Origin of the sequence: Bacillus sp. NPDC060175 (assembly GCF_042728695.1) — a bacterium.
Classification (GTDB): Bacteria; Bacillota; Bacilli; order Bacillales; family Bacillaceae_G; genus Bacillus_A.
Genome location: NZ_JBHWYR010000018.1, coordinates 40,332 through 58,561, shown reverse-complemented (window position 1 = coordinate 58,561; position 18,230 = coordinate 40,332). Strand labels below are relative to the sequence as shown.

The following is an 18,230-nucleotide window of genomic DNA, read 5'->3' as shown; positions in this document are numbered from 1 at the left end:
CATGTAGATGAAAGAACGGATTATCATAACGGGAGCGAACGGTCAGCTAGGGAGGCAACTACAAGAAGAGTTGAATTCTGAGGAATATGACATATATCCATTTGATAAAAAGTTATTAGATGTAACAAATATATCCCGAATCAAGCAAGTGGTACAAGAAATAAAGCCACATACAATTGTTCATTGTGCAGCGTATACGGAGGTAGATGGTGCTGAGAAAGAACAGGATCTTGCTTACTTAATAAATGCGATTGGAGCTCGGAATGTAGCGGTTGCTTCACAATTAGTAGGGGCTAAGTTAGTGTATGTCAGTACCGATTATGTATTTCCAGGTGACAAACCGGATGGCTATCATGAATTTCATAATCCAGCACCGATAAATATATACGGAGCTTCTAAATTTGCAGGAGAGCAGTTCGTAAAAGAGTTACATAATAAATATTTTATAGTTCGTACATCGTGGTTGTATGGTAAGTATGGAAATAATTTTGTGAAAACGATGCTACGATTAGGAAAAGAGAGAGAAAACATATCTGTAGTAGCTGATCAAGTTGGTTCTCCTACGTACGTGGCGGATTTAATTACTGTGATTAATAAGCTCATTCATACATCCTTATACGGTACGTATCACGTATCAAATTGCGGTTCATGTTCTTGGTTTGAATTTGCTCAAAAAATATTTGCGCATACAAAAATGAGGGTGAATGTGTTACCTGTTTCGACTGAGGAATTTGGATCGGCGGCAGCGAGACCGAAATATTCGATCTTTCAGCATAAAATGCTACAATTAAATGGTTTTTTACAAATGCCTACTTGGGAAGAAGGATTAGAAAGGTTTTTTATAGAAACAAAAAGTCATTAACAAATTTATGTTAGTGACTTTTTTGTTTGCCTTTAAGAGGTTTTATGGTACTATAATTATAGTATCAGGTACTAATAACAAGTATAAGTATTTCTGGGAGGATATATCATGGAACTATTACAAGGGAAAACATTTGTTGTTATGGGCGTTGCGAACCAAAGAAGTATTGCATGGGGAATTGCTCGCTCTTTGCATAATGCAGGTGCAAAATTAATATTCACATACGCAGGAGAGCGTTTAGAAAGAAACGTTCGTGAATTAGCGGAAACATTAGAAGGACAAGAATCACTTGTATTACCTTGTGATGTAACGAATGACGAGGAACTTACAGCTTGCTTTGAAACGATTAAGCAAGAAGTTGGTACAATTCACGGTGTTGCACACTGTATTGCTTTTGCAAATCGTGATGATTTAAAAGGCGAATTTGTAGATACTTCTCGTGATGGATTTTTACTTGCACAAAACATTAGTGCATTCTCTTTAACAGCTGTAGCAAGAGAAGCGAAGAAAGTAATGACAGAAGGCGGAAATATTTTAACTTTAACATACCTTGGCGGCGAGCGTGTTGTGAAAAACTATAACGTTATGGGTGTTGCGAAAGCTTCATTAGAAGCTAGCGTGAAATATTTAGCAAATGATTTAGGGCAACATGGCATTCGCGTTAACGCTATTTCTGCAGGACCAATTCGTACGTTATCTGCGAAAGGTGTAGGCGACTTTAACTCAATCTTAAAAGAAATTGAGGAGCGCGCACCACTTCGTCGTGCGACGACTCCAGAAGAAGTTGGAGATACAGCAGTATTCTTATTCAGTGATTTAGCACGTGGAGTAACAGGTGAAAACATTCATGTTGATTCAGGATATCATATTCTAGGATAAATATAATATTGATTATAGTTTTGTTAAAAGGACAGTCTCTACATATTGAGACTGTCCTTTTTAATTGTTCTAGGAAAGAACGATTTTTAACGAAAGTTCTTGCATTGTTATGAATATAACTATAATAGTACACGATTTATCCAGCTATGTATGGAAGTGGGAGGGACGAGTGTGAAGAATAAAAATAAAAGTTCAACAGTTGGAAAACCGTTGTTATATATTGCACAAGTAAATTTAGAACTTGCTGCACCGAAAATAAAAAGAATTATTCTTACAAACTTTGGAAATGAGGATAGAAAAGAGCAAAGTGATAGAAATGAAAATATTGTAAGTAGTGCTGTGGAAGAAGTGGTAGAACAAGAGAAACAAGAACCACGAGAGGAGCCTCAAGTGGAGGTGGAAGAAAAAGTAGAGGAAGAGGTACAAGAACAAGAAGAGCAAGTGAGAACGGTCCCTTACAATAAATCCTTTAAGGATATGAATAATGAAGAAAAAATTCATTTTTTATTAAATCGTCCTCATTACATTCCGAAAGTAAGATGTAGGATAAGAACGACGACCGTCTCATATATAGGATCGATTATATCTTACCGTAATGGCATTGTATTCATTATGCCACCAAATAGTATGAGAGATGTTCGATTATCTATAGAAGACATCAAATCGATTGATATGGCCGGCTTTTAAATATGTAAAGGTGGTAGAAAGCTTCTACCACCCAAATAGTTTTTTAGTTTACTTAACTATAGAAACGTCGCGTAAGCACTGAATAGCACAGAAGCAGCTTAAATCAACAGTAATGCAAGTAGATGTCGAGATTAATCTTGCATTTGGTACAGCTAAAAACGTACAAATTGGATCGTCGTTAGGTGGTACAGGAGAACCATCACCTAATACTACAGTTAACACACGTAGGACAGCACAGCTATCGTCATCTACGCTTTCTACACGGAAAATTGGAGATTGGCAGCTAGTAAGGCTTGAAGATGGTGCAAATGCTTCAAATGGCGTTCCAGCTTTTGTGTATAAAATAAAAGGGCGTGTATTTGCTACTGCTGCAGTATTGTGTGCTCCTAAAAATGGAATTTCACAACCAGAACCACATGTTGAACTAGAGCAATCTTGTAATTCATTGATGAATTTTACGACGTCAACTACGCAGTGAGAAGAGCTATGGTGTTTATTTTCGTTACAACTCATTAATGTCACTCCTTATCTTCTTGTTTGTATTTACATTAATAAGATATTGGAGTGGGGGAGATTTGGTCACAATCTTAAGACCTTTTTTTTTAAATAGGCTAAAGAGGATAGGGAAGGTGGAATTATGCTATTTACAAGCTGGCTTTTATTTTTTATTTTTGCGCTAGCTGCTTTTAGGTTAACTCGTCTTATTGTTTATGATAAAATTACAGCTTTTTTGCGAAGACCGTTTATTGATGAGTTAGAGATTACAGAGCCTGATGGAAGTGTATCGACTTTTACAAAGGTGAAAGGGAAAGGATTAAGAAAGTGGATTGGAGAATTATTAAGCTGCTATTGGTGTACAGGTGTGTGGGTTAGTGCTTTTTTATTAGTTTTATATAAATGGATTCCAATTGTTGCAGAGCCTGTACTAGCATTATTAGCCATTGCAGGTGCAGCAGCGATCATTGAAACAATTACAGGATATTTTATGGAAGAATAATAAAGTGAAACTTTAACCAGTGGGGGGCATCCCCCGCAAATTATCAGCCCTCACCAATCTGGATAAATTTTCATGATGCTAGTAAAAGCGGAGTTTAAGAGGATGAGGGAACGGAAATAAGGAGTTGTTCATATAGTGAATAGACAGAATTGACAGTAGAGGAGATGTTTGCTGTGAGCAATAATCCAAGGCGAAATTCATATGACCTACAGCAGTGGTATAACATACAGCAACAGCAACAAGCACAACATCAAGCATATCAAGAGCAATTACAGCAACAAGGGTTTGTGAAAAAAAAGGGATGCAACTGTGGGAAAAAGAAGAATACAATAAAACAATATGAAGAATGAAACACTCATGTTACGGTGAGTGTTTTTTATTATAAATATAAAAAGCGGTATTTCAATTAAGAAATACCGCCTTTTACTAGCTAATTTGTGCAACTGTTAATGCTGCAGCACGGATGTCTACAGTTCCAAATAATTCAACTGGTACGATTTGAATTAAGTCGCCAGGATTCAAGTTAATAAGAATAACACCACTAGAAACCTCCACTTCACCAGTACCGATAATGTTAGCACGGACTGCTGTTCCTGATCCTGGAATAATGTTATCTGGTGTGTCCAATGTTAAGAAGAATCGAGCGGCATTTGGTGGTGCAGGAACATTTTCAAGACTCACCGTTAATGTATAACTGATTTGATAAATACCAGCTACTTGAATTCGAATGCCAGCTCCGACACTTACTGTATTATTTATTACAGGAACAGTAATATTTGGGTTTGGACTTACGCTAGGTAATAGTAGTGGTGTGAATAATGAAGCGAATTGAGGTGCAGAAGCGTTGAAAGCAAAACCGAAGGCAGGTAGTGTACTAGGTGGTTTCGCTTCGCAATCAATTTTAGTAAATTCGCAATCAGAAGAGAACATGTTTTTCACTCCTTTATCTGTTTCTACTCTCAGTTAATGAAAAGGACAGGTTCTATGTTCTAGACAAGTTCCCAATTTCATGAAAAATACATAATAATACCTTTTAAGCATGGATTGGGTGGCAGAAAATTCTGCCACCCAATCCATGCTTAAATCGTTATTTAGTTTTAAATCGTAACATCACGTAAGCATTGAATAGCACAGAAACAACTTAAATCAACTGTCAGACAAGCAGGGGTCGATATTAACCTTGCATTTGGTACATTTAAAAACGTACAAATCGGATCGTCACCAGGTGGTACAGAGGAGCCATCACCTAATACTACAGCTAATGCACGTAACACAGCACAATCATCATCATCAATGCTCTCAACGCGAAAAATTGGAGATCTACAGCTAACAAGACTTCCTGATGGTGCAAATGCTTCAAAAGGTTCTCCAGTTTTTGTGTATAAAATAAAAGGACGTGTATTCGCTACTGATGCAGTGTTATGTGCTCCTAAAAATGGAACTTCGCAACCAGATCCACATGTAGTGGTTGCACATTCTTGTAATTCATGTATAAAACGAACGACATTAGATACACAGTTGAAATCAAAATCATGGTGATGATTATCTTCGTTGCAATTGCAGCTCATTATGTTCACTCCTTATCGTGAGTTCTGACATACACTATTACAATATGAACGGGATATGGTCGATATTACGTTAATTCTTAGGATAGAAACAGGGAATTTATCCCGCATTAACGGGCAGTAAGACTCCCGCCTCAAAATTTAGCAGGAGCAAAGAAGTTAGGTGAGAGCCCTGCTGCCCGTAAACGCCCGATTGGTGAGGGCTAATAATCAGTGGGGGACGAACAAAACACCCACTGATTAAAGTTTCACTTTATATAGAGGGGATGTACATAACGTGATATGGAAAAAAGACACCCTTATTTAATGGGTGTCTTTTCAGGTAAATCTTTTCGCGTAGTATATAAAAAACGAGATATATCTAGTTTTTTTCCTCTGAAAAATTGCGGAGAGGAAATGTAAAGTTCTTCTTTTGCGCGTGTAATTGCGACATAAAGTAGTCGGCGTTCTTCTTCTAAGGCTTCAGAAGTATCTGTGACACGGTCATTTGCATCTTTTAAAGAAGAAGTGTGCGGCAGAATACCATCGCTCGCTCCAAGTAAAAAGACGCATGGAAACTCAAGGCCTTTTGCGTTATGAATTGACATAAGCGATACGGCATCTTTTTGCGGCATTGTTTTTAATGCTTCCATTTCTTTTTGGCCTTGAATCGCCTCGTCAATAAATTGTAAGTAAGCTGGAATATCGGTGAAACGAGTTGCAGACTCCATTAATTCTTCTAACATTTCTTCTTGTATGTCCTTATGCATCGTAAAGGAAGAACGATCATTACTTTGTAAGTACTCTAAATACTTTCCTTTACCATGAATAATTTCTTTCAATGCTTTTTTCGGTTCAAGTTCTTTTATAAACTTAATAAAATCAATTCGCTCATTTACTTTTTTAACTTGAAAAGGTTTCAAGCTTGGGTTTAATAATAGAAAATGAAGAAGAGAAGGGAAACGGCCCTCACCATATTTCCATTGTTCACGTTCAATAAATGAAATGCACTCATCACGGCCAATATACATCGTTGGCAATATATTTGAAAGTGATTCGAGGCGGAACGGTTCCAGCACGAGTCGTAAATGATCTAATACGGGCCTAATTAAAGAATGCTCGTAGAACGATTGGCTCGCCCCATGTTTTATAAATGGAATTTTATGAATTGTAAGCTGATCGAGTAAAGAACGACTTACAGAATGTGTACGATATAATAAACAAAAATCTTTATAATTTCGTTCACCACTATCTACTTTTTCCTGAATGAGTTGCAAAATTTGATTTGCTTCATCAAGAGTTGTCGCAGGTCGTGCATAAAACGGCTGCATGCCATCGTTACGAACAGAATATAGCTCTTTATCAAAACGTTCTTGATTGAGCTTAATAACTTCATTTCCAAGTCCGACGATAAATGGATTAGATCGATAATTCGTATTAAGCGCGATAATCGTTGTATTATCAAATTCCTTTGGAAAAGATAAAATAATTTGGTGACTTGCCCCTCGCCAGCCGTAAATCGCTTGATCGTCATCACCTGCGATAAATAAATTATTTCTTGGCGTGGCTAACAATTTTACAATTTCATATTGTGCATACGACGTATCTTGAAACTCATCTACTTCAATGTAATGAAAACGCTCTTGTAATTGAGTAAGCAGAGGAGCGTTATTTTCTAACAGATAATACATTTCTAATAAGATGTCGTCAAAATCGATATAATTGTATCGTTGTTTTACCTCTTCGAAACGCTCGTATACTTCTTTGAACTCTTGTTCAACCGGTGTTTTCGCTTGTACATCTTTTGGACGATTCAATTTGTTTTTCTCAAGTGAAATCATAGCGAGTATCGTTTCAGCATCATAATCGTCTTTCAAACGTAATTCTTTCAAAATTTTCTTTATCATAATTTGTTTATGTTTTTCATTTGCTAAAATTTGCTGATTATATCCTTGACTACGAAGCAATTTTAAAAAGACAGAGTGGAATGTACCAGCAACGACATAGCTACTTGCGGCATGATTCATACCAGGTAAATTCGCTACACGGCTTCGAATTTCTTCAGCTGCTTTTTGTGTAAACGTCAGCAGCAAAATATTTCGCGGATGGACATGTTTTACATTAACTAAATAACCAACGCGAGTTGTTAAAACAGATGTTTTACCACTTCCAGCACCAGCTAGTGTAAGGACAGGTCCTTCTGTCGTTTGCACTGCTTCTAACTGTTTTTCATTTAAATAAATACCTTGCTGTTCTAAAGCGCGGAAATACGCCGCATCTGCATCTTCTTCCATAATTAAATGGGTAGATGTTTTCGGAATATGATACGTCGCTTGCGGAATGCCAGCGTGTGTTAACGATTTTTGTGAAAATTTTTCTTGTGTCATATATTCACCTTCAAAACTATAGCATCAACATTTAACTTTAGCGGAAGAAAAAGAAAATAGCAATGTAAAAAAACAGGAGGGGCTACCTCCTGTTTTCAAATTACAACTCTTTTATCATAACGACGTGCGGGATATCGGCTTCCATAAATACATCAGAACTCGTAACATACCCAAGTTTTTTATAGAAATCTTCAGCGTGCGTTTGAGCATGAAGTTTCAGTTTTGGTAGCGATTCTTCCTTCGCATATGCTTCAAGTGCATCCATAATGATTTTGCCAATGCCTTTTTTGCGATGGGAAGCTAGTACGCAAATGCGTTCCATTTTTCCAACTCCATCAACGATGCGGAAGCGACCAGCACCAACTGGAACATCATTATCATATATAACAACGTGCGCCGAAGTATCTTCAAACTCATCATACTCTTCTTCTGCAGAAACACGTTGCTCATTCACAAATACTTGCTTACGTACAGAGAATGCATCTCTTAGTTGTTCGTCCGTTTGTACGATTTGTGCGTGCAAATTAGTTGTTCTCCTTTCCAAGGTGGAATGTTTCATGTACAGTCCATGTTCCATTTTCTAATTGGTATAGAAGGTGGAAACGATCGATTGGTTGCTCATAATAGAAATCTTTCATACGTAATCGACCTAATACATCAGCGTGCTCTGCATCTGATAAGTCTTGACCGATTGTTAAATGCGGTACGAAAGAGTACTCGCGTTCTTGTGTAAAGAATCCATTATGCATTTCTTCATTTAAGAAAGTAAGTTCAGGTGTTTTTTCTACTTTAAAATAAAGAACATTATTAACAGGTGCGAATGAACCGACTTTTCCAACATGAAGGGTGAAAGGGTTCGTTTTGATTGCGATTGTATGTAACTCATTCACAATCGATTCTAATTGTTCATCTTGCGTCTCAAAGGGTGTTTTCAATGTAATATGTGGCGGAACTAATGCGTAATGTGGATCATAACGCTTACGCAATCCGTTCGCTTTATCTTGAATCATTTTTGATGGGAAAATTACAATTCCTAATTTCATGTTCCAATTCCTCCCTTTGCAAGTCTAGTTAGATTTTGAGAATAAATCTCTTTGTCTATTATATCAAATTATTCTGAATACCGCTCTCTATTATTTCATTGATAGAATATGAGAAAATGCTTTCGGTAAATCTGCTTGCCAATATTTCCATGTATGATTCCCTTCAAACTCTTCATAATGCGTGATGAAATTTCTATCTGTAAGTAGTTTGTTTAACTCGCGATTTGGCTCTACGAAATCAGATACTTGTCCGTCTGTACGCTTGACAGCTGTTTCTTCGGTCCCAATGACGTGATAAATTTCTAGCGCCCCCGGATCTTTGAAATCTTTTGCTAAGTTCATGACTGTTTCATCAACAAATGGTGATTGCATAACGACCTTGCCGAATGTATGCGGATACATAAGTGCGGTCATGAAGGAAACTGTACCGCCAAGAGAATCTCCAATTAAAACGCGTCCTTTACCCATCTGATACGTTGGATAATTTGCATCAATATATGGAGCAAGCTCGTGAGCAAGGAAACGAATGTAAGCAGCATTCTTTACATCGCTCGGGAAATATTTTTCCTTACGATCGTGTACATTTTTATATGGAATACCGACAATAATTGTGCGGTCGATTTCTTCAGTTTCACGAAGACGCTCAATTACACGGTGCGCTTTACCGAGCTGAAAATAATCTCTACCATCTTGTGCAATAACAACCGTATGTTTATGGAGAGGTGTGTAATTTACTGGTAAATAAACAAGAAGTGTAAGTTCTTCTTGAAGTGATGTACTAAAAAATGAAATTTCTTCAATTCTCCCTATTGCTTGATTCATGTATATCCCCCTAAATAAAAATTTACTGTAATGATTGTAAGAGCGACGCTTGTAGTGAAAAGGAAAGAAATAGTCACTAATAGGTGCCTTAATTTCTATTTTACCATAATGGTACGAAGAATCTAAAAAATTAGTATTTAAGTTATGAAAGAAAACGGATATAATGAAGTGGGATTTTTTACAGGTGAGAGGGGAGACAGGATTTGAAACAAGAAAGATCAATCGCACTACCATTAGCCGTTTCCATTATAGCCATTTCATTCGCAGCTGTTTTTGCAAAGCTGTCCTCAGCACCATCTTCAATTTTAAGTATGTACCGATTATGGATTATCGTACTTATTATGCTGCCGATCGTTTGGAAAAAACGGGAAGAGTTTAGTAGGATTCAAATAAAAGATTGGGGATTTTTAATTGGATCTGGTTTCTTTTTAGCTCTTCATTTTCTTTTATGGTTTGAATCCTTAAAGCATACGACAGTTGCTAGTTCGACGATTATTTTAGCACTTCAACCGATCGTATCTTTAGTGGGAGGTTTTTTCTTATTTAAAGAAAGAACAACCTACTCAGCAATTGCGACGATGGGAATTGCGATACTAGGCGTAATGTGTATTGGCTGGGGAGATTTAGGGCTAAGTGAGCAAGCAATTTATGGGGATATATTATCCTTTTTAAGTGTAATAGCAGTTGTCGGTTATTTATTTATCGGACAAACGACAGTAAAGAAAGTATCTCATTGGATTTATAGTTTTACTGTATTTGCCTTCGCTGGTATATTTATAGCGATTTATAACGTTATACTTCAAGTGCCATTTACAGGCTATAAGAAGTGGGATTGGAGTATTTTTCTTTTACTTGCGATTGTACCGACAGTGTCACACGTCATTAATAATTGGTTATTAAATTACGTAAATGCAACAACAATTTCAATGAGTATTTTAGGGGAACCAGTTGGGGCATCTATACTAGCGTTCTTCTTACTTGGGGAAAAATTAAACGCAATGCAAATTATCGGTAGCATACTCGTATTGTTTGGTGTATCTGTTTTCTTACTACAGCAACAAAAGCGAACATCAAAAAATGTGGTGAACGAGCCGGCTTATACACAGGAATTATAACGAGTTTATTCTAATATGCGAAAAGAGAAGTTATTGGTAACTTCTCTTTTTTTGTTCCATGCAGAAAATAAAACAGATCAATAGGGGGAATTCCCGCCATATAGCATGAAAAAAGATAATATATAGTGGAGTTACATCATACGTTTCTCATACAAATATAGAGGGGGAAGGAGAGACCAAATGAAAGATATTTTAATGAAATACATGACAAAGCTTACAACATTAAGTGAAGAGCAGCAGCGCATAATCGTGGAAGAATTACAAATTGAAGAATATAAAAAAGGAACAGTGCTCCTAAGACAAGGCGATGTTCCGTCAAAATGTTATTTTGTATTAAAAGGATGCGTGAGGCAGCACTGTATAGATGAAGCAGGGAGAGAGGTTACATCAAATTTTTATACAGAAGAACAAGCAATCGCAAATTTCAATCATCATAAACAAGATAAATCATCCCCACATACGTTAACGTGCCTAGAAGATTGTCTAGTTGTAGTTGGCGATCTGTATAGTGAAAAGGACATGTATAAGAAATATTCACAGTTAGAAGAAATGACGCGCCAAATGATTGAATACAATTTTGGTGAAGTACAAGAAGAACTTACATTATTTATTGCATCGACACCAGTAGAGCGCTACAAATCATTATTACAAAAGCGACCTCATTTAATTCATCGTGTTCCTCAATATCAATTGGCAAGTTATCTAGGTATTACGCCAGAATCATTAAGCAGAATTAAGAAACGACTCAAACAGTAGAGTTTTTTCCACCTCTAAGCAATAGCCATATACTAAATCCTAGTTCACCTGTGATCATCGGTAGTTGAAAGACAACGTTAAGAATGGAAATAATCGCATCATATTGCGAAAACATTATATTCATAACGTTAATGATGATATAGCCGATTGCAGCAATGAGCAGTAATATACTAATAGTTTTCGGTATGTTTTTAGATTGAAAGGTTACGTATCCTAAGGTGAGAAGATGTAAACCGAAAATGATTAATCCTACAGACCAAATGTGTTCAAAAGCTTCTAGAAATAACATTGTATATGCTTCTGAATTAGCAACTGTGCTTTTTGAAAGCAGCAATACCAATGTTAAATTGAATATAGCAATCCCAAGTATAGCTGTATACATAAGACGAAGACAGGCAGCTAGTAATGAGAGGCTAGCATGGATAGGTTTTAGAAAGAAATAAAGAGCCCACGAGGCGATAATATCCGTAATAAAAATGATAATCCATCCGAAAATTTCTGCTTTGAAAAGCGAGCTTGAAGTTTGAATATTATGGAGTGTCGCGTTCGCATCTCCTTGTACGACGAGATTTCCGTGAACAAAACCGTAAGAAAAAAATGCAGTGAATGCCATTATAAGAAGAGAAGTACCAGCAATTATGGCAAACTTTCGTTGATTCATATTACATCCTCCTATTTTTAATGTTACTTTCATTTTAATAGGAGAGAGGATGATGATTCATTGACTTAAATCAAGAAAGGAGAAGTTTAGTGGAATTTCCGTCAAAAAAAGATGTATGGTTATATCCAATCTTTTTCATTGTTTTAGGCGCCTGTTTCGCTCCAATATTTGCAGGGAGAGAATACTTCCTCTTATTTTTTACAATTCCATTAGCCATACTGTTTAGTTGGAGTTGGTTTTCAACAAAATATATCGTTAAGGAAGAAATAATTATAATTACATCAGGTCCCGTTAAAAAACGTATATTTATACGAGACATAAAACGAATTTCCAATACAAAAAATCCAATCGCAGCTCATGCACTATCATTCGATCGATTAGAAATTGTTTACGGATCATATGAAACAGAACTTATTTCTCCAAGAAGTAAAGAAGAATTTATTTTGTTGTTAAAAAGAAAAAATCCTCAAATCCAAAGTAAAAGAGTGGCTTCATAGCCACTCTTTTACTTTGGATTTGTCATATAAGGCTGTACATGAATGACACATAAATCACGAAATTTTCCTTCAGCAGTTGTAACAATTACGACTGCTCTTCCTGCACTTTTTCCAGTAATCGTTACCGTATCACCTTTTGGATATATAGTGATAATGTCAGAATTCATATTTGTCCAAATAAGTTCTTTATCGGTTGCTTGCATTGGCAAAACAGAAGCTGATAAATCCGCACTTTGTCCAGTTTTTATTTTTAACTTATTTTTTTGCATATGAATACCGATAACGGAAATAACAGAAGGAGCAATTGAAATTTTGGATGGATTAGGTTGAATTTTTAAACAAGACGTAGAAGTGTTTGTAATAGGTGAAAATTTTCTTATATGTTGTTGCTGGAAAGCTGCTAACATGTTGGAGTCCCCTTTCTGTATAAGTGCTGATACTAATACTATAACGGAGTAGTGTTATGTTAAATTTAACGAAACATAAAGAATTTGTTAAATTTGAGAAGAAGATTGTCGAACTGTAAAAAAAAATCTCTGCTGTTACGATAACAGCAGAGATTTCTTTTTTATAGATTATGACGATGTTGTTTTTCAAAATCCTCAAATTGCTCTTCAACTTCTTTTGAAGGTTTAGTTAGTAAACTAACAATTATGATCACTATTAAACTAATAGCGAAACCAGGAATCATTTCATATAAGAAATCTTTTAGGAATTTGAATTGAGTCCAAATAATTACTGTAGCGGCACCTGAAATCATACCAGCAAGCGCGCCCCATTTCGTCATACGTTTCCAATATAAGCTTAATAAAATAGCAGGTCCAAATGAAGAACCAAATCCAGCCCAAGCATATCCAACAAGAGCTAAAATCGTATCATTTTGTTTAAGCGCTAATGCACACCCAATTAAAGCGACGCCAAGAACAGCCATACGACCGACAAATACAAGCTCTTTATCAGAAGCAGAACGCTTAAAGAATGTACGATATAAATCTTCAGTTACTGCACTTGAAGTAACGAGCAACTGAGAAGAGATTGTGCTCATAATAGCTGCTAAAATAGCGGCTAATAAAAATCCAGTAATAAGTGGGTGGAATAAAATTTTTCCAAGTTCAAGGAAAATTGTCTCTGGGTTAGATAATGTCAAACCTTGTTGTGAATAGTAAGCAATACCGATAAGACCAGTAAACATAGCTCCGACAACAGAGAAAATCATCCAGCTCATACCAATTCTTCGTGCGCTTTTAATTTCTTTTACAGACGAAATTGCCATAAAGCGTACGATAATATGAGGTTGTCCAACATAACCAAGGCCCCATGCGAATAAAGAAATCATTCCTAAAGTAGAGGCACCTTTAAAAATATCTAAACGTGTTGGATCTACAGATCGAATTGTATCAAATGCAGGTCCAAGTCCGTTTGAATTCATAATTGTTACAATAGGAACAAGAATAAGAGCAATTACCATAATGATTCCTTGCACGAAATCTGTCCAACTTACTGCTAAGAAACCACCAAATAGTGTGTAAGCTACAACAACGCCTGCTACAATGAGTAATCCAACATGATAGTTCATACCAAATGAATTTTCAAATAATACAGCGCCTGAAACGAGTCCTGAAGCTACATAGAAAGTAAAGAAAATCATAATAACAAGTCCGGATACTAAGCGTAGCATGTGAGATTTGTCGTGGAAGCGGTGTTCCAAAAATTCTGGGATAGTAATAGAGTTGTTTGCCATTTCAGAGTAGGTACGTAAGCGAGGAGCGACATAAAGCCAGTTTGCGTATGCGCCTAGTGTTAGGCCGATCGCAATCCAACTACTACTTAATCCAACGCTAAACATTGCACCGGGTAATCCCATTAAAAGCCAACCACTCATATCGGATGCTCCAGCACTTAATGCTGTTACTGCGGGGCCTAGTGTACGCCCGCCAAGCATATAATCTGTTAAGTTGGACGTTCGTTTGTAGGCGAAATAGCCGATTACTAACATCCCGAGCATGTAAATAGAGATAGAAGTTAAAGTTAACATCTGCGTACTCATGTAGTTCCCCTTCCTTTTGTCATGTCTTTTGATGCATTTTGCATATTTATAATCTATCATGATTATTCAGAAAAATCCATTCAGAAATACGAATTTTCTGAAATGTAAGCGTTTTTTGACAATCTTTCGCTTTTGTAATATATAATTTTCTGACAAAAAACCTTAATTTTAATAGAGTATTTATTATATTTACATAAAAACAGGTTGTTTTGTCAATATAATATCGGATGAAGAAAAAATATTTTTTTTTGGGAAAAGTATTGACTTATTAGAAATGAGAGGAATATAATGAGTGCAACTTAAAAAAATGCAAGCGTTGATGAAGAAGAGTACACATGATGAACATGTCAGAGAGCTGATGGTTGGTGCGAATCAGTATGGGATTGATGTGGAATGGGCTTCGGAGCTTCCAAACCGAAACGAAAGAAGTAGGCTTTGGCGACATGATCTCATCGATATAAGAGACACGTATTATTTTTTGATACGGCAAAGTGCGTTACATTCGTAACGAATTAAGGTGGCACCACGGGAGTACCCGTCCTTTCTATAGGATGAGTACTCCCTTTTTGTGTACAAAAAATTGTTGAACGCACTATAAAAATTAAATAAGTTAAATCGTTTAAGTAAGAAGAGTACGTATATTTGGAGACGTTACAGAGAGCCGGGGGCAGGTGGGAGCCCGGTACGGTGCCATATACGGAATGGGCTTACGAGAGGTATGCTGAACAATTTCTATTCAGTAGGCAACCCGGGTTCCGCCGTTACAAGGATAAGGTATATATTTTGTACCTGAATAAAGCGGGATGCTTTTGCGTCCAACCTGAGGTGGTACCACGGTAAATTTATCGTCCTCTACATATTTCGATATGTAGAGGACTTTTTTATTTTTCAGAGTGAGGTGAAAGGCATGATGACGAAAGAAGAATTTATGAAGCAAAAAGAACAAGGAAAAACATTTTTAGTAATCGCTGAAGAAGAAGGAGATAGCATTACGCCAATTTCTTTATATAGACGTATGAAAGGGAAGAAGAAATTTTTATTAGAAAGTTCACAGCTTCATCAAGATAAAGGACGCTATTCTTACTTAGGGTGTAATCCTTATGGAGAAGTGAAAAGTGTTGGTATAGAAGTAGAGCGAACGATGTATGGGCAAACAGAAAAGCTGCAAGGCAACGTACTGCAAGTATTAGAAGATGTAATCGCACCAGCGCAAGTAGACAGTCCATTCCCGTTTTGCGGGGGAGCAGTTGGATATATCGGCTATGACGTAATTCGGCAGTATGAAAATATAGGAGTAGACTTGCATGATCCATTAAATATTCCAGAAGTACACCTTTTACTGTATCGTGAGTTTATCGTTTACGATCATTTACGCCAAAAACTATCGTTTGTATATGTATGCAAGGAAGATGAATCAGCTTCTTATGAAGAAGTATACGAGAGATTGCAACGATACAAAGAGGAAGTGCTAAACGGAGAAGAAGAGAAGGTTAGTGAAGTAATATCATCTTTATCATTTACTTCTTCAGTAACGGAAAAAGAATTTTGTGAAATGGTAGAAATAGCAAAAGAATACATTCGGGCCGGAGATATTTTTCAAGTTGTATTATCCCAGCGTTTGCAAAGTGAATGTAAAGGAGATCCATTTGCATTATACCGGAAACTTCGAATTGCAAATCCATCACCATATATGTTCTATATCGATTTTCAAGATTATGTTGTACTTGGCTCTTCGCCAGAAAGTTTACTATCAGTAAGAGACGATAAGGTGATGACAAACCCAATTGCCGGTACGAGGCCGAGAGGGAAAACGAAGCAGGAAGATGAAGAAATCGAAAAAGAACTGTTAGGAAATGAGAAAGAGCGGGCGGAGCATATGATGCTTGTGGACCTAGGCCGAAATGATATTGGCAGAGTAAGTGAAATTGGTTCTGTGACGATAGATAAATATATGAAAGTGGAGAAATACTCTCACGTTATGCACATTGTATCCGAAGTTTACGGAACATTGCAAAAACGAACGAGTGGGTTTGATGCATTAGCGTATTGTTTACCAGCTGGTACAGTATCAGGTGCTCCGAAAATTAGAGCGATGGAAATTATTAATACGTTAGAGCATGAAAAAAGAAATGTATACGCCGGAGCAGTTGGATATATTTCATTCTCAGGAAATCTTGATATGGCGCTAGCAATTCGAACGATGGTTGTAAAAGATGAGAAAGCGTACGTTCAGGCAGGAGCGGGTATCGTCTACGATTCAGACCCTGTAGATGAATATGAAGAAACATTAAATAAAGCGAGAGCGCTTTTGGAGGTTATGAAATGATTGTACTGATTGATAACTATGATTCATTCACATATAACTTGTATCAACTGCTAGGCGAGTACGAGGAAGAAATTGTTATCGTAAGAAATGATCAAATAACAATTGAACAATTAGAGGAGATGAAGCCGAAAGGAATTGTGCTATCACCAGGACCTGGAAAACCAGAAGATGCTGGAATTTGTATCGATGTTATTCGTCACTTTTATAAGAACGTTCCCATCTTAGGAATTTGCCTTGGCCATCAAGCAATAATATCCGCATTTGGAGGAGAAATTGTTAGAGCAGAGCGCATTAAACACGGAAAAACATCGCGTGTGAAACATAACGGAACGTCAATCTTTTCGTACGTTACGCAGCCGCTAACAGCGATGCGTTACCATTCACTCGTCGCAGCGCAAAATGGTTTGCCGCAGTGTTTTGACATACTCGCGACAGCGATGGATGACGGAGAAATCATGGCAGTTCGTCACAACTATTATCCGCTCTTCGGATTACAGTTTCACCCAGAATCAATTGCAACAGAAGAAGGCGGAAAGTTAATACGTGCCTTTTTAGCAGAAGTGAAAGAGGAGGAGAGAGTATGAACAGTTATCTTCGAAAGTTAGTAGAGGGACAACATTTAACAGAAGAGGAAATGTATGAAGCGGGACTTCTTTTATTAAGTGACAACATATTGGAAAGTGAAGTTGCAGCTTTCTTAGTATTGCTGAAAGCGAAAGGCGAAATAGCAGAAGAAATATACGGTCTCGTTCGTGCTCTTCGCGAAAAGGCATTACCGTTTTCAAATCATATAAAAGGTGCGATGGACAATTGCGGAACGGGTGGTGACGGTGCGCAAACATTCAATATTAGTACAACATCGGCATTTGTACTTGCCGGAGCTGGTGTAAAGGTTGCGAAACATGGAAACCGCGCTGTTTCTAGTAAAACAGGAAGTGCTGATTTATTAGAAGAACTCGGTGTAAACATTAGTTGTACGCCAGGTGAGATTGACTACTTATTAGAAAATGTAGGGATTGCTTTCTTATTTGCACCAGCGATGCATCCAGCATTAAGACGCATTATGAAAATAAGAAAAGAATTAAACGTTCCGACGATCTTTAACTTAATTGGACCGTTGACGAATCCGGTTAATTTAGAAACACAATTTGTCGGTATTTATAAACGAGATATGTTATTGCCGGTAGCGGAAGTATTGCAGAAACTAGGCAGAAAACAAGCGCTCGTCGTAAACGGAAGTGGATTTTTAGATGAAGCATCATTACAAGGAGAAAACTGCGTTGCTATTTTAAAAGACAATGAAATAATTGAAATGAGTATTGCACCAGAAAACTACGGTTTTTCAAGAGTGAAAAATGAGGAAATTAGAGGCGGAAATTCAAAAGAAAATGCAAAGATTACGCTCGGAGTATTAAATGGAGAAAAGAGTGTTTACCGTGATACCGTTTTATTAAATGCAGGGCTTGCTCTTTTCGCAAACGGAAAAGCGGAAACGATTGAAGAAGGAATTAAACTAGCAACGCATAGCATTGACTTCGGAAAAGCATTAAAAAAATTAAACTTATTAATTACAGCAAGCAACGAAAAATTAGAAAGGGTGAATTAAA

21 protein-coding genes and 2 other annotated features are annotated in these 18,230 nt (G+C 36.9%); of the genes, 11 read left to right on the top strand and 10 right to left on the bottom strand.

What is annotated here, in order from left to right; genetic code table 11:
- Nucleotides 1–7 precede the first annotated feature (7 nt).
- The 3 genes from rfbD to ACFWDE_RS11765 all read left to right on the top strand — a co-directional run bounded on the left by rfbD (nt 8) and on the right by ACFWDE_RS11765 (nt 2,428).
- Entirely contained in the window at nt 8–862 is an 855-nt protein-coding gene (gene rfbD / locus ACFWDE_RS11775) for a dTDP-4-dehydrorhamnose reductase (RefSeq protein WP_377892482.1), read from the top strand.
- 108 nt (nt 863–970) lie between these two features.
- Complete coding sequence (fabI, locus tag ACFWDE_RS11770) at nt 971–1,741, top strand: enoyl-ACP reductase FabI (protein WP_002011384.1); 771 nt, start codon at nt 971–973, stop codon at nt 1,739–1,741.
- A gap of 150 nt (nt 1,742–1,891) precedes the next feature.
- Nucleotides 1,892–2,428 (top strand): spore coat CotO family protein, encoded by a 537-nt coding sequence (locus ACFWDE_RS11765; RefSeq protein ID WP_377892480.1) that lies wholly within the window; start codon nt 1,892–1,894, stop codon nt 2,426–2,428.
- A 48-nt stretch (nt 2,429–2,476) separates the two neighbouring features.
- On the opposite strand, the gene exsY is transcribed toward ACFWDE_RS11765, so the two are convergent.
- Entirely contained in the window at nt 2,477–2,941 is a 465-nt protein-coding gene (gene exsY / locus ACFWDE_RS11760) for an exosporium assembly protein ExsY (protein ID WP_002086941.1), read from the bottom strand.
- Nucleotides 2,942–3,065: 124 nt separating this feature from the next.
- On the opposite strand from exsY, the gene ACFWDE_RS11755 reads away from it, so the two are divergent.
- Both ACFWDE_RS11755 and ACFWDE_RS11750 read left to right on the top strand, forming a co-directional pair.
- On the top strand, nt 3,066–3,425 hold the full coding sequence (locus ACFWDE_RS11755; RefSeq protein WP_377892478.1) for a DUF1360 domain-containing protein: 360 nt from the start codon (nt 3,066–3,068) through the stop codon (nt 3,423–3,425).
- A gap of 164 nt (nt 3,426–3,589) precedes the next feature.
- Nucleotides 3,590–3,775 (top strand): hypothetical protein, encoded by a 186-nt coding sequence (locus ACFWDE_RS11750; protein ID WP_044438098.1) that lies wholly within the window; start codon nt 3,590–3,592, stop codon nt 3,773–3,775.
- Nucleotides 3,776–3,851: 76 nt separating this feature from the next.
- Here the strand turns inward: ACFWDE_RS11750 and exsF are convergent, their stop codons facing one another.
- The 6 genes from exsF to ACFWDE_RS11720 all read right to left on the bottom strand — a co-directional run bounded on the left by exsF (nt 3,852) and on the right by ACFWDE_RS11720 (nt 9,221).
- On the bottom strand, nt 3,852–4,355 hold the full coding sequence (gene exsF, locus ACFWDE_RS11745; protein ID WP_377892477.1) for an exosporium protein ExsF: 504 nt from the start codon (nt 4,353–4,355) through the stop codon (nt 3,852–3,854).
- A 167-nt stretch (nt 4,356–4,522) separates the two neighbouring features.
- Complete coding sequence (gene cotY, locus ACFWDE_RS11740) at nt 4,523–4,993, bottom strand: spore coat protein CotY (protein WP_002149778.1); 471 nt, start codon at nt 4,991–4,993, stop codon at nt 4,523–4,525.
- A 296-nt stretch (nt 4,994–5,289) separates the two neighbouring features.
- Nucleotides 5,290–7,356, bottom strand: coding sequence for an ATP-dependent helicase (locus ACFWDE_RS11735; protein ID WP_377892475.1), 2,067 nt, complete (start codon nt 7,354–7,356; stop codon nt 5,290–5,292).
- A gap of 100 nt (nt 7,357–7,456) precedes the next feature.
- Nucleotides 7,457–7,879: a GNAT family N-acetyltransferase gene (locus tag ACFWDE_RS11730; RefSeq protein ID WP_002149776.1), complete on the bottom strand. Its 423-nt coding sequence runs from the start codon at nt 7,877–7,879 to the stop codon at nt 7,457–7,459.
- Between the two features lies 1 nt (nt 7,880).
- A complete protein-coding gene (locus ACFWDE_RS11725) occupies nt 7,881–8,399 on the bottom strand; it encodes a YjcG family protein (protein WP_377892473.1) in 519 nt (172 codons plus the stop codon).
- A gap of 90 nt (nt 8,400–8,489) precedes the next feature.
- Nucleotides 8,490–9,221 (bottom strand): alpha/beta hydrolase, encoded by a 732-nt coding sequence (locus tag ACFWDE_RS11720; protein ID WP_377892471.1) that lies wholly within the window; start codon nt 9,219–9,221, stop codon nt 8,490–8,492.
- 203 nt (nt 9,222–9,424) lie between these two features.
- Here ACFWDE_RS11720 and ACFWDE_RS11715 point away from each other — a divergent pair, with 203 nt between their 5' ends.
- Both ACFWDE_RS11715 and ACFWDE_RS11710 read left to right on the top strand, forming a co-directional pair.
- Nucleotides 9,425–10,336: a DMT family transporter gene (locus ACFWDE_RS11715; RefSeq protein WP_377892469.1), complete on the top strand. Its 912-nt coding sequence runs from the start codon at nt 9,425–9,427 to the stop codon at nt 10,334–10,336.
- A 180-nt stretch (nt 10,337–10,516) separates the two neighbouring features.
- Nucleotides 10,517–11,092: a Crp/Fnr family transcriptional regulator gene (locus ACFWDE_RS11710; RefSeq protein ID WP_377892467.1), complete on the top strand. Its 576-nt coding sequence runs from the start codon at nt 10,517–10,519 to the stop codon at nt 11,090–11,092.
- On the opposite strand, the gene ACFWDE_RS11705 is transcribed toward ACFWDE_RS11710, so the two are convergent.
- Nucleotides 11,082–11,753, bottom strand: coding sequence for a DUF4386 domain-containing protein (locus tag ACFWDE_RS11705; protein WP_377892465.1), 672 nt, complete (start codon nt 11,751–11,753; stop codon nt 11,082–11,084). The genes ACFWDE_RS11710 and ACFWDE_RS11705 overlap by 11 nt on opposite strands.
- A gap of 89 nt (nt 11,754–11,842) precedes the next feature.
- Here ACFWDE_RS11705 and ACFWDE_RS11700 point away from each other — a divergent pair, with 89 nt between their 5' ends.
- Nucleotides 11,843–12,250: a PH domain-containing protein gene (locus tag ACFWDE_RS11700; protein ID WP_377892463.1), complete on the top strand. Its 408-nt coding sequence runs from the start codon at nt 11,843–11,845 to the stop codon at nt 12,248–12,250.
- A gap of 8 nt (nt 12,251–12,258) precedes the next feature.
- Here the strand turns inward: ACFWDE_RS11700 and ACFWDE_RS11695 are convergent, their stop codons facing one another.
- Nucleotides 12,259–12,657 (bottom strand): Ig-like domain-containing protein, encoded by a 399-nt coding sequence (locus tag ACFWDE_RS11695; RefSeq protein WP_377892462.1) that lies wholly within the window; start codon nt 12,655–12,657, stop codon nt 12,259–12,261.
- A gap of 161 nt (nt 12,658–12,818) precedes the next feature.
- Complete coding sequence (gene putP / locus ACFWDE_RS11690; RefSeq protein ID WP_377892460.1) at nt 12,819–14,297, bottom strand: sodium/proline symporter PutP; 1,479 nt, start codon at nt 14,295–14,297, stop codon at nt 12,819–12,821.
- Between the two features lie 307 nt (nt 14,298–14,604).
- Nucleotides 14,605–14,843, top strand: a binding site (T-box leader).
- 63 nt (nt 14,844–14,906) lie between these two features.
- Nucleotides 14,907–15,153, top strand: a binding site (T-box leader).
- 51 nt (nt 15,154–15,204) lie between these two features.
- Between putP and trpE the strand changes: the two genes are divergently transcribed.
- The 3 genes from trpE to trpD are packed head-to-tail and all read left to right on the top strand — an operon-like array spanning nt 15,205 to nt 18,229.
- Nucleotides 15,205–16,623 (top strand): anthranilate synthase component I, encoded by a 1,419-nt coding sequence (gene trpE, locus ACFWDE_RS11685; protein WP_377892459.1) that lies wholly within the window; start codon nt 15,205–15,207, stop codon nt 16,621–16,623.
- Complete coding sequence (locus ACFWDE_RS11680) at nt 16,620–17,207, top strand: aminodeoxychorismate/anthranilate synthase component II (RefSeq protein ID WP_377892457.1); 588 nt, start codon at nt 16,620–16,622, stop codon at nt 17,205–17,207. The genes trpE and ACFWDE_RS11680 overlap by 4 nt, the downstream gene beginning before the upstream one ends.
- The gene (trpD, locus tag ACFWDE_RS11675; protein ID WP_377892456.1) at nt 17,204–18,229 is read left to right on the top strand and encodes an anthranilate phosphoribosyltransferase; all 1,026 of its coding nucleotides are present in this window, start codon (nt 17,204–17,206) and stop codon (nt 18,227–18,229) included. Before ACFWDE_RS11680 ends, trpD begins: the two co-directional genes overlap by 4 nt.
- Nucleotide 18,230: the final 1 nt, after the last annotated feature.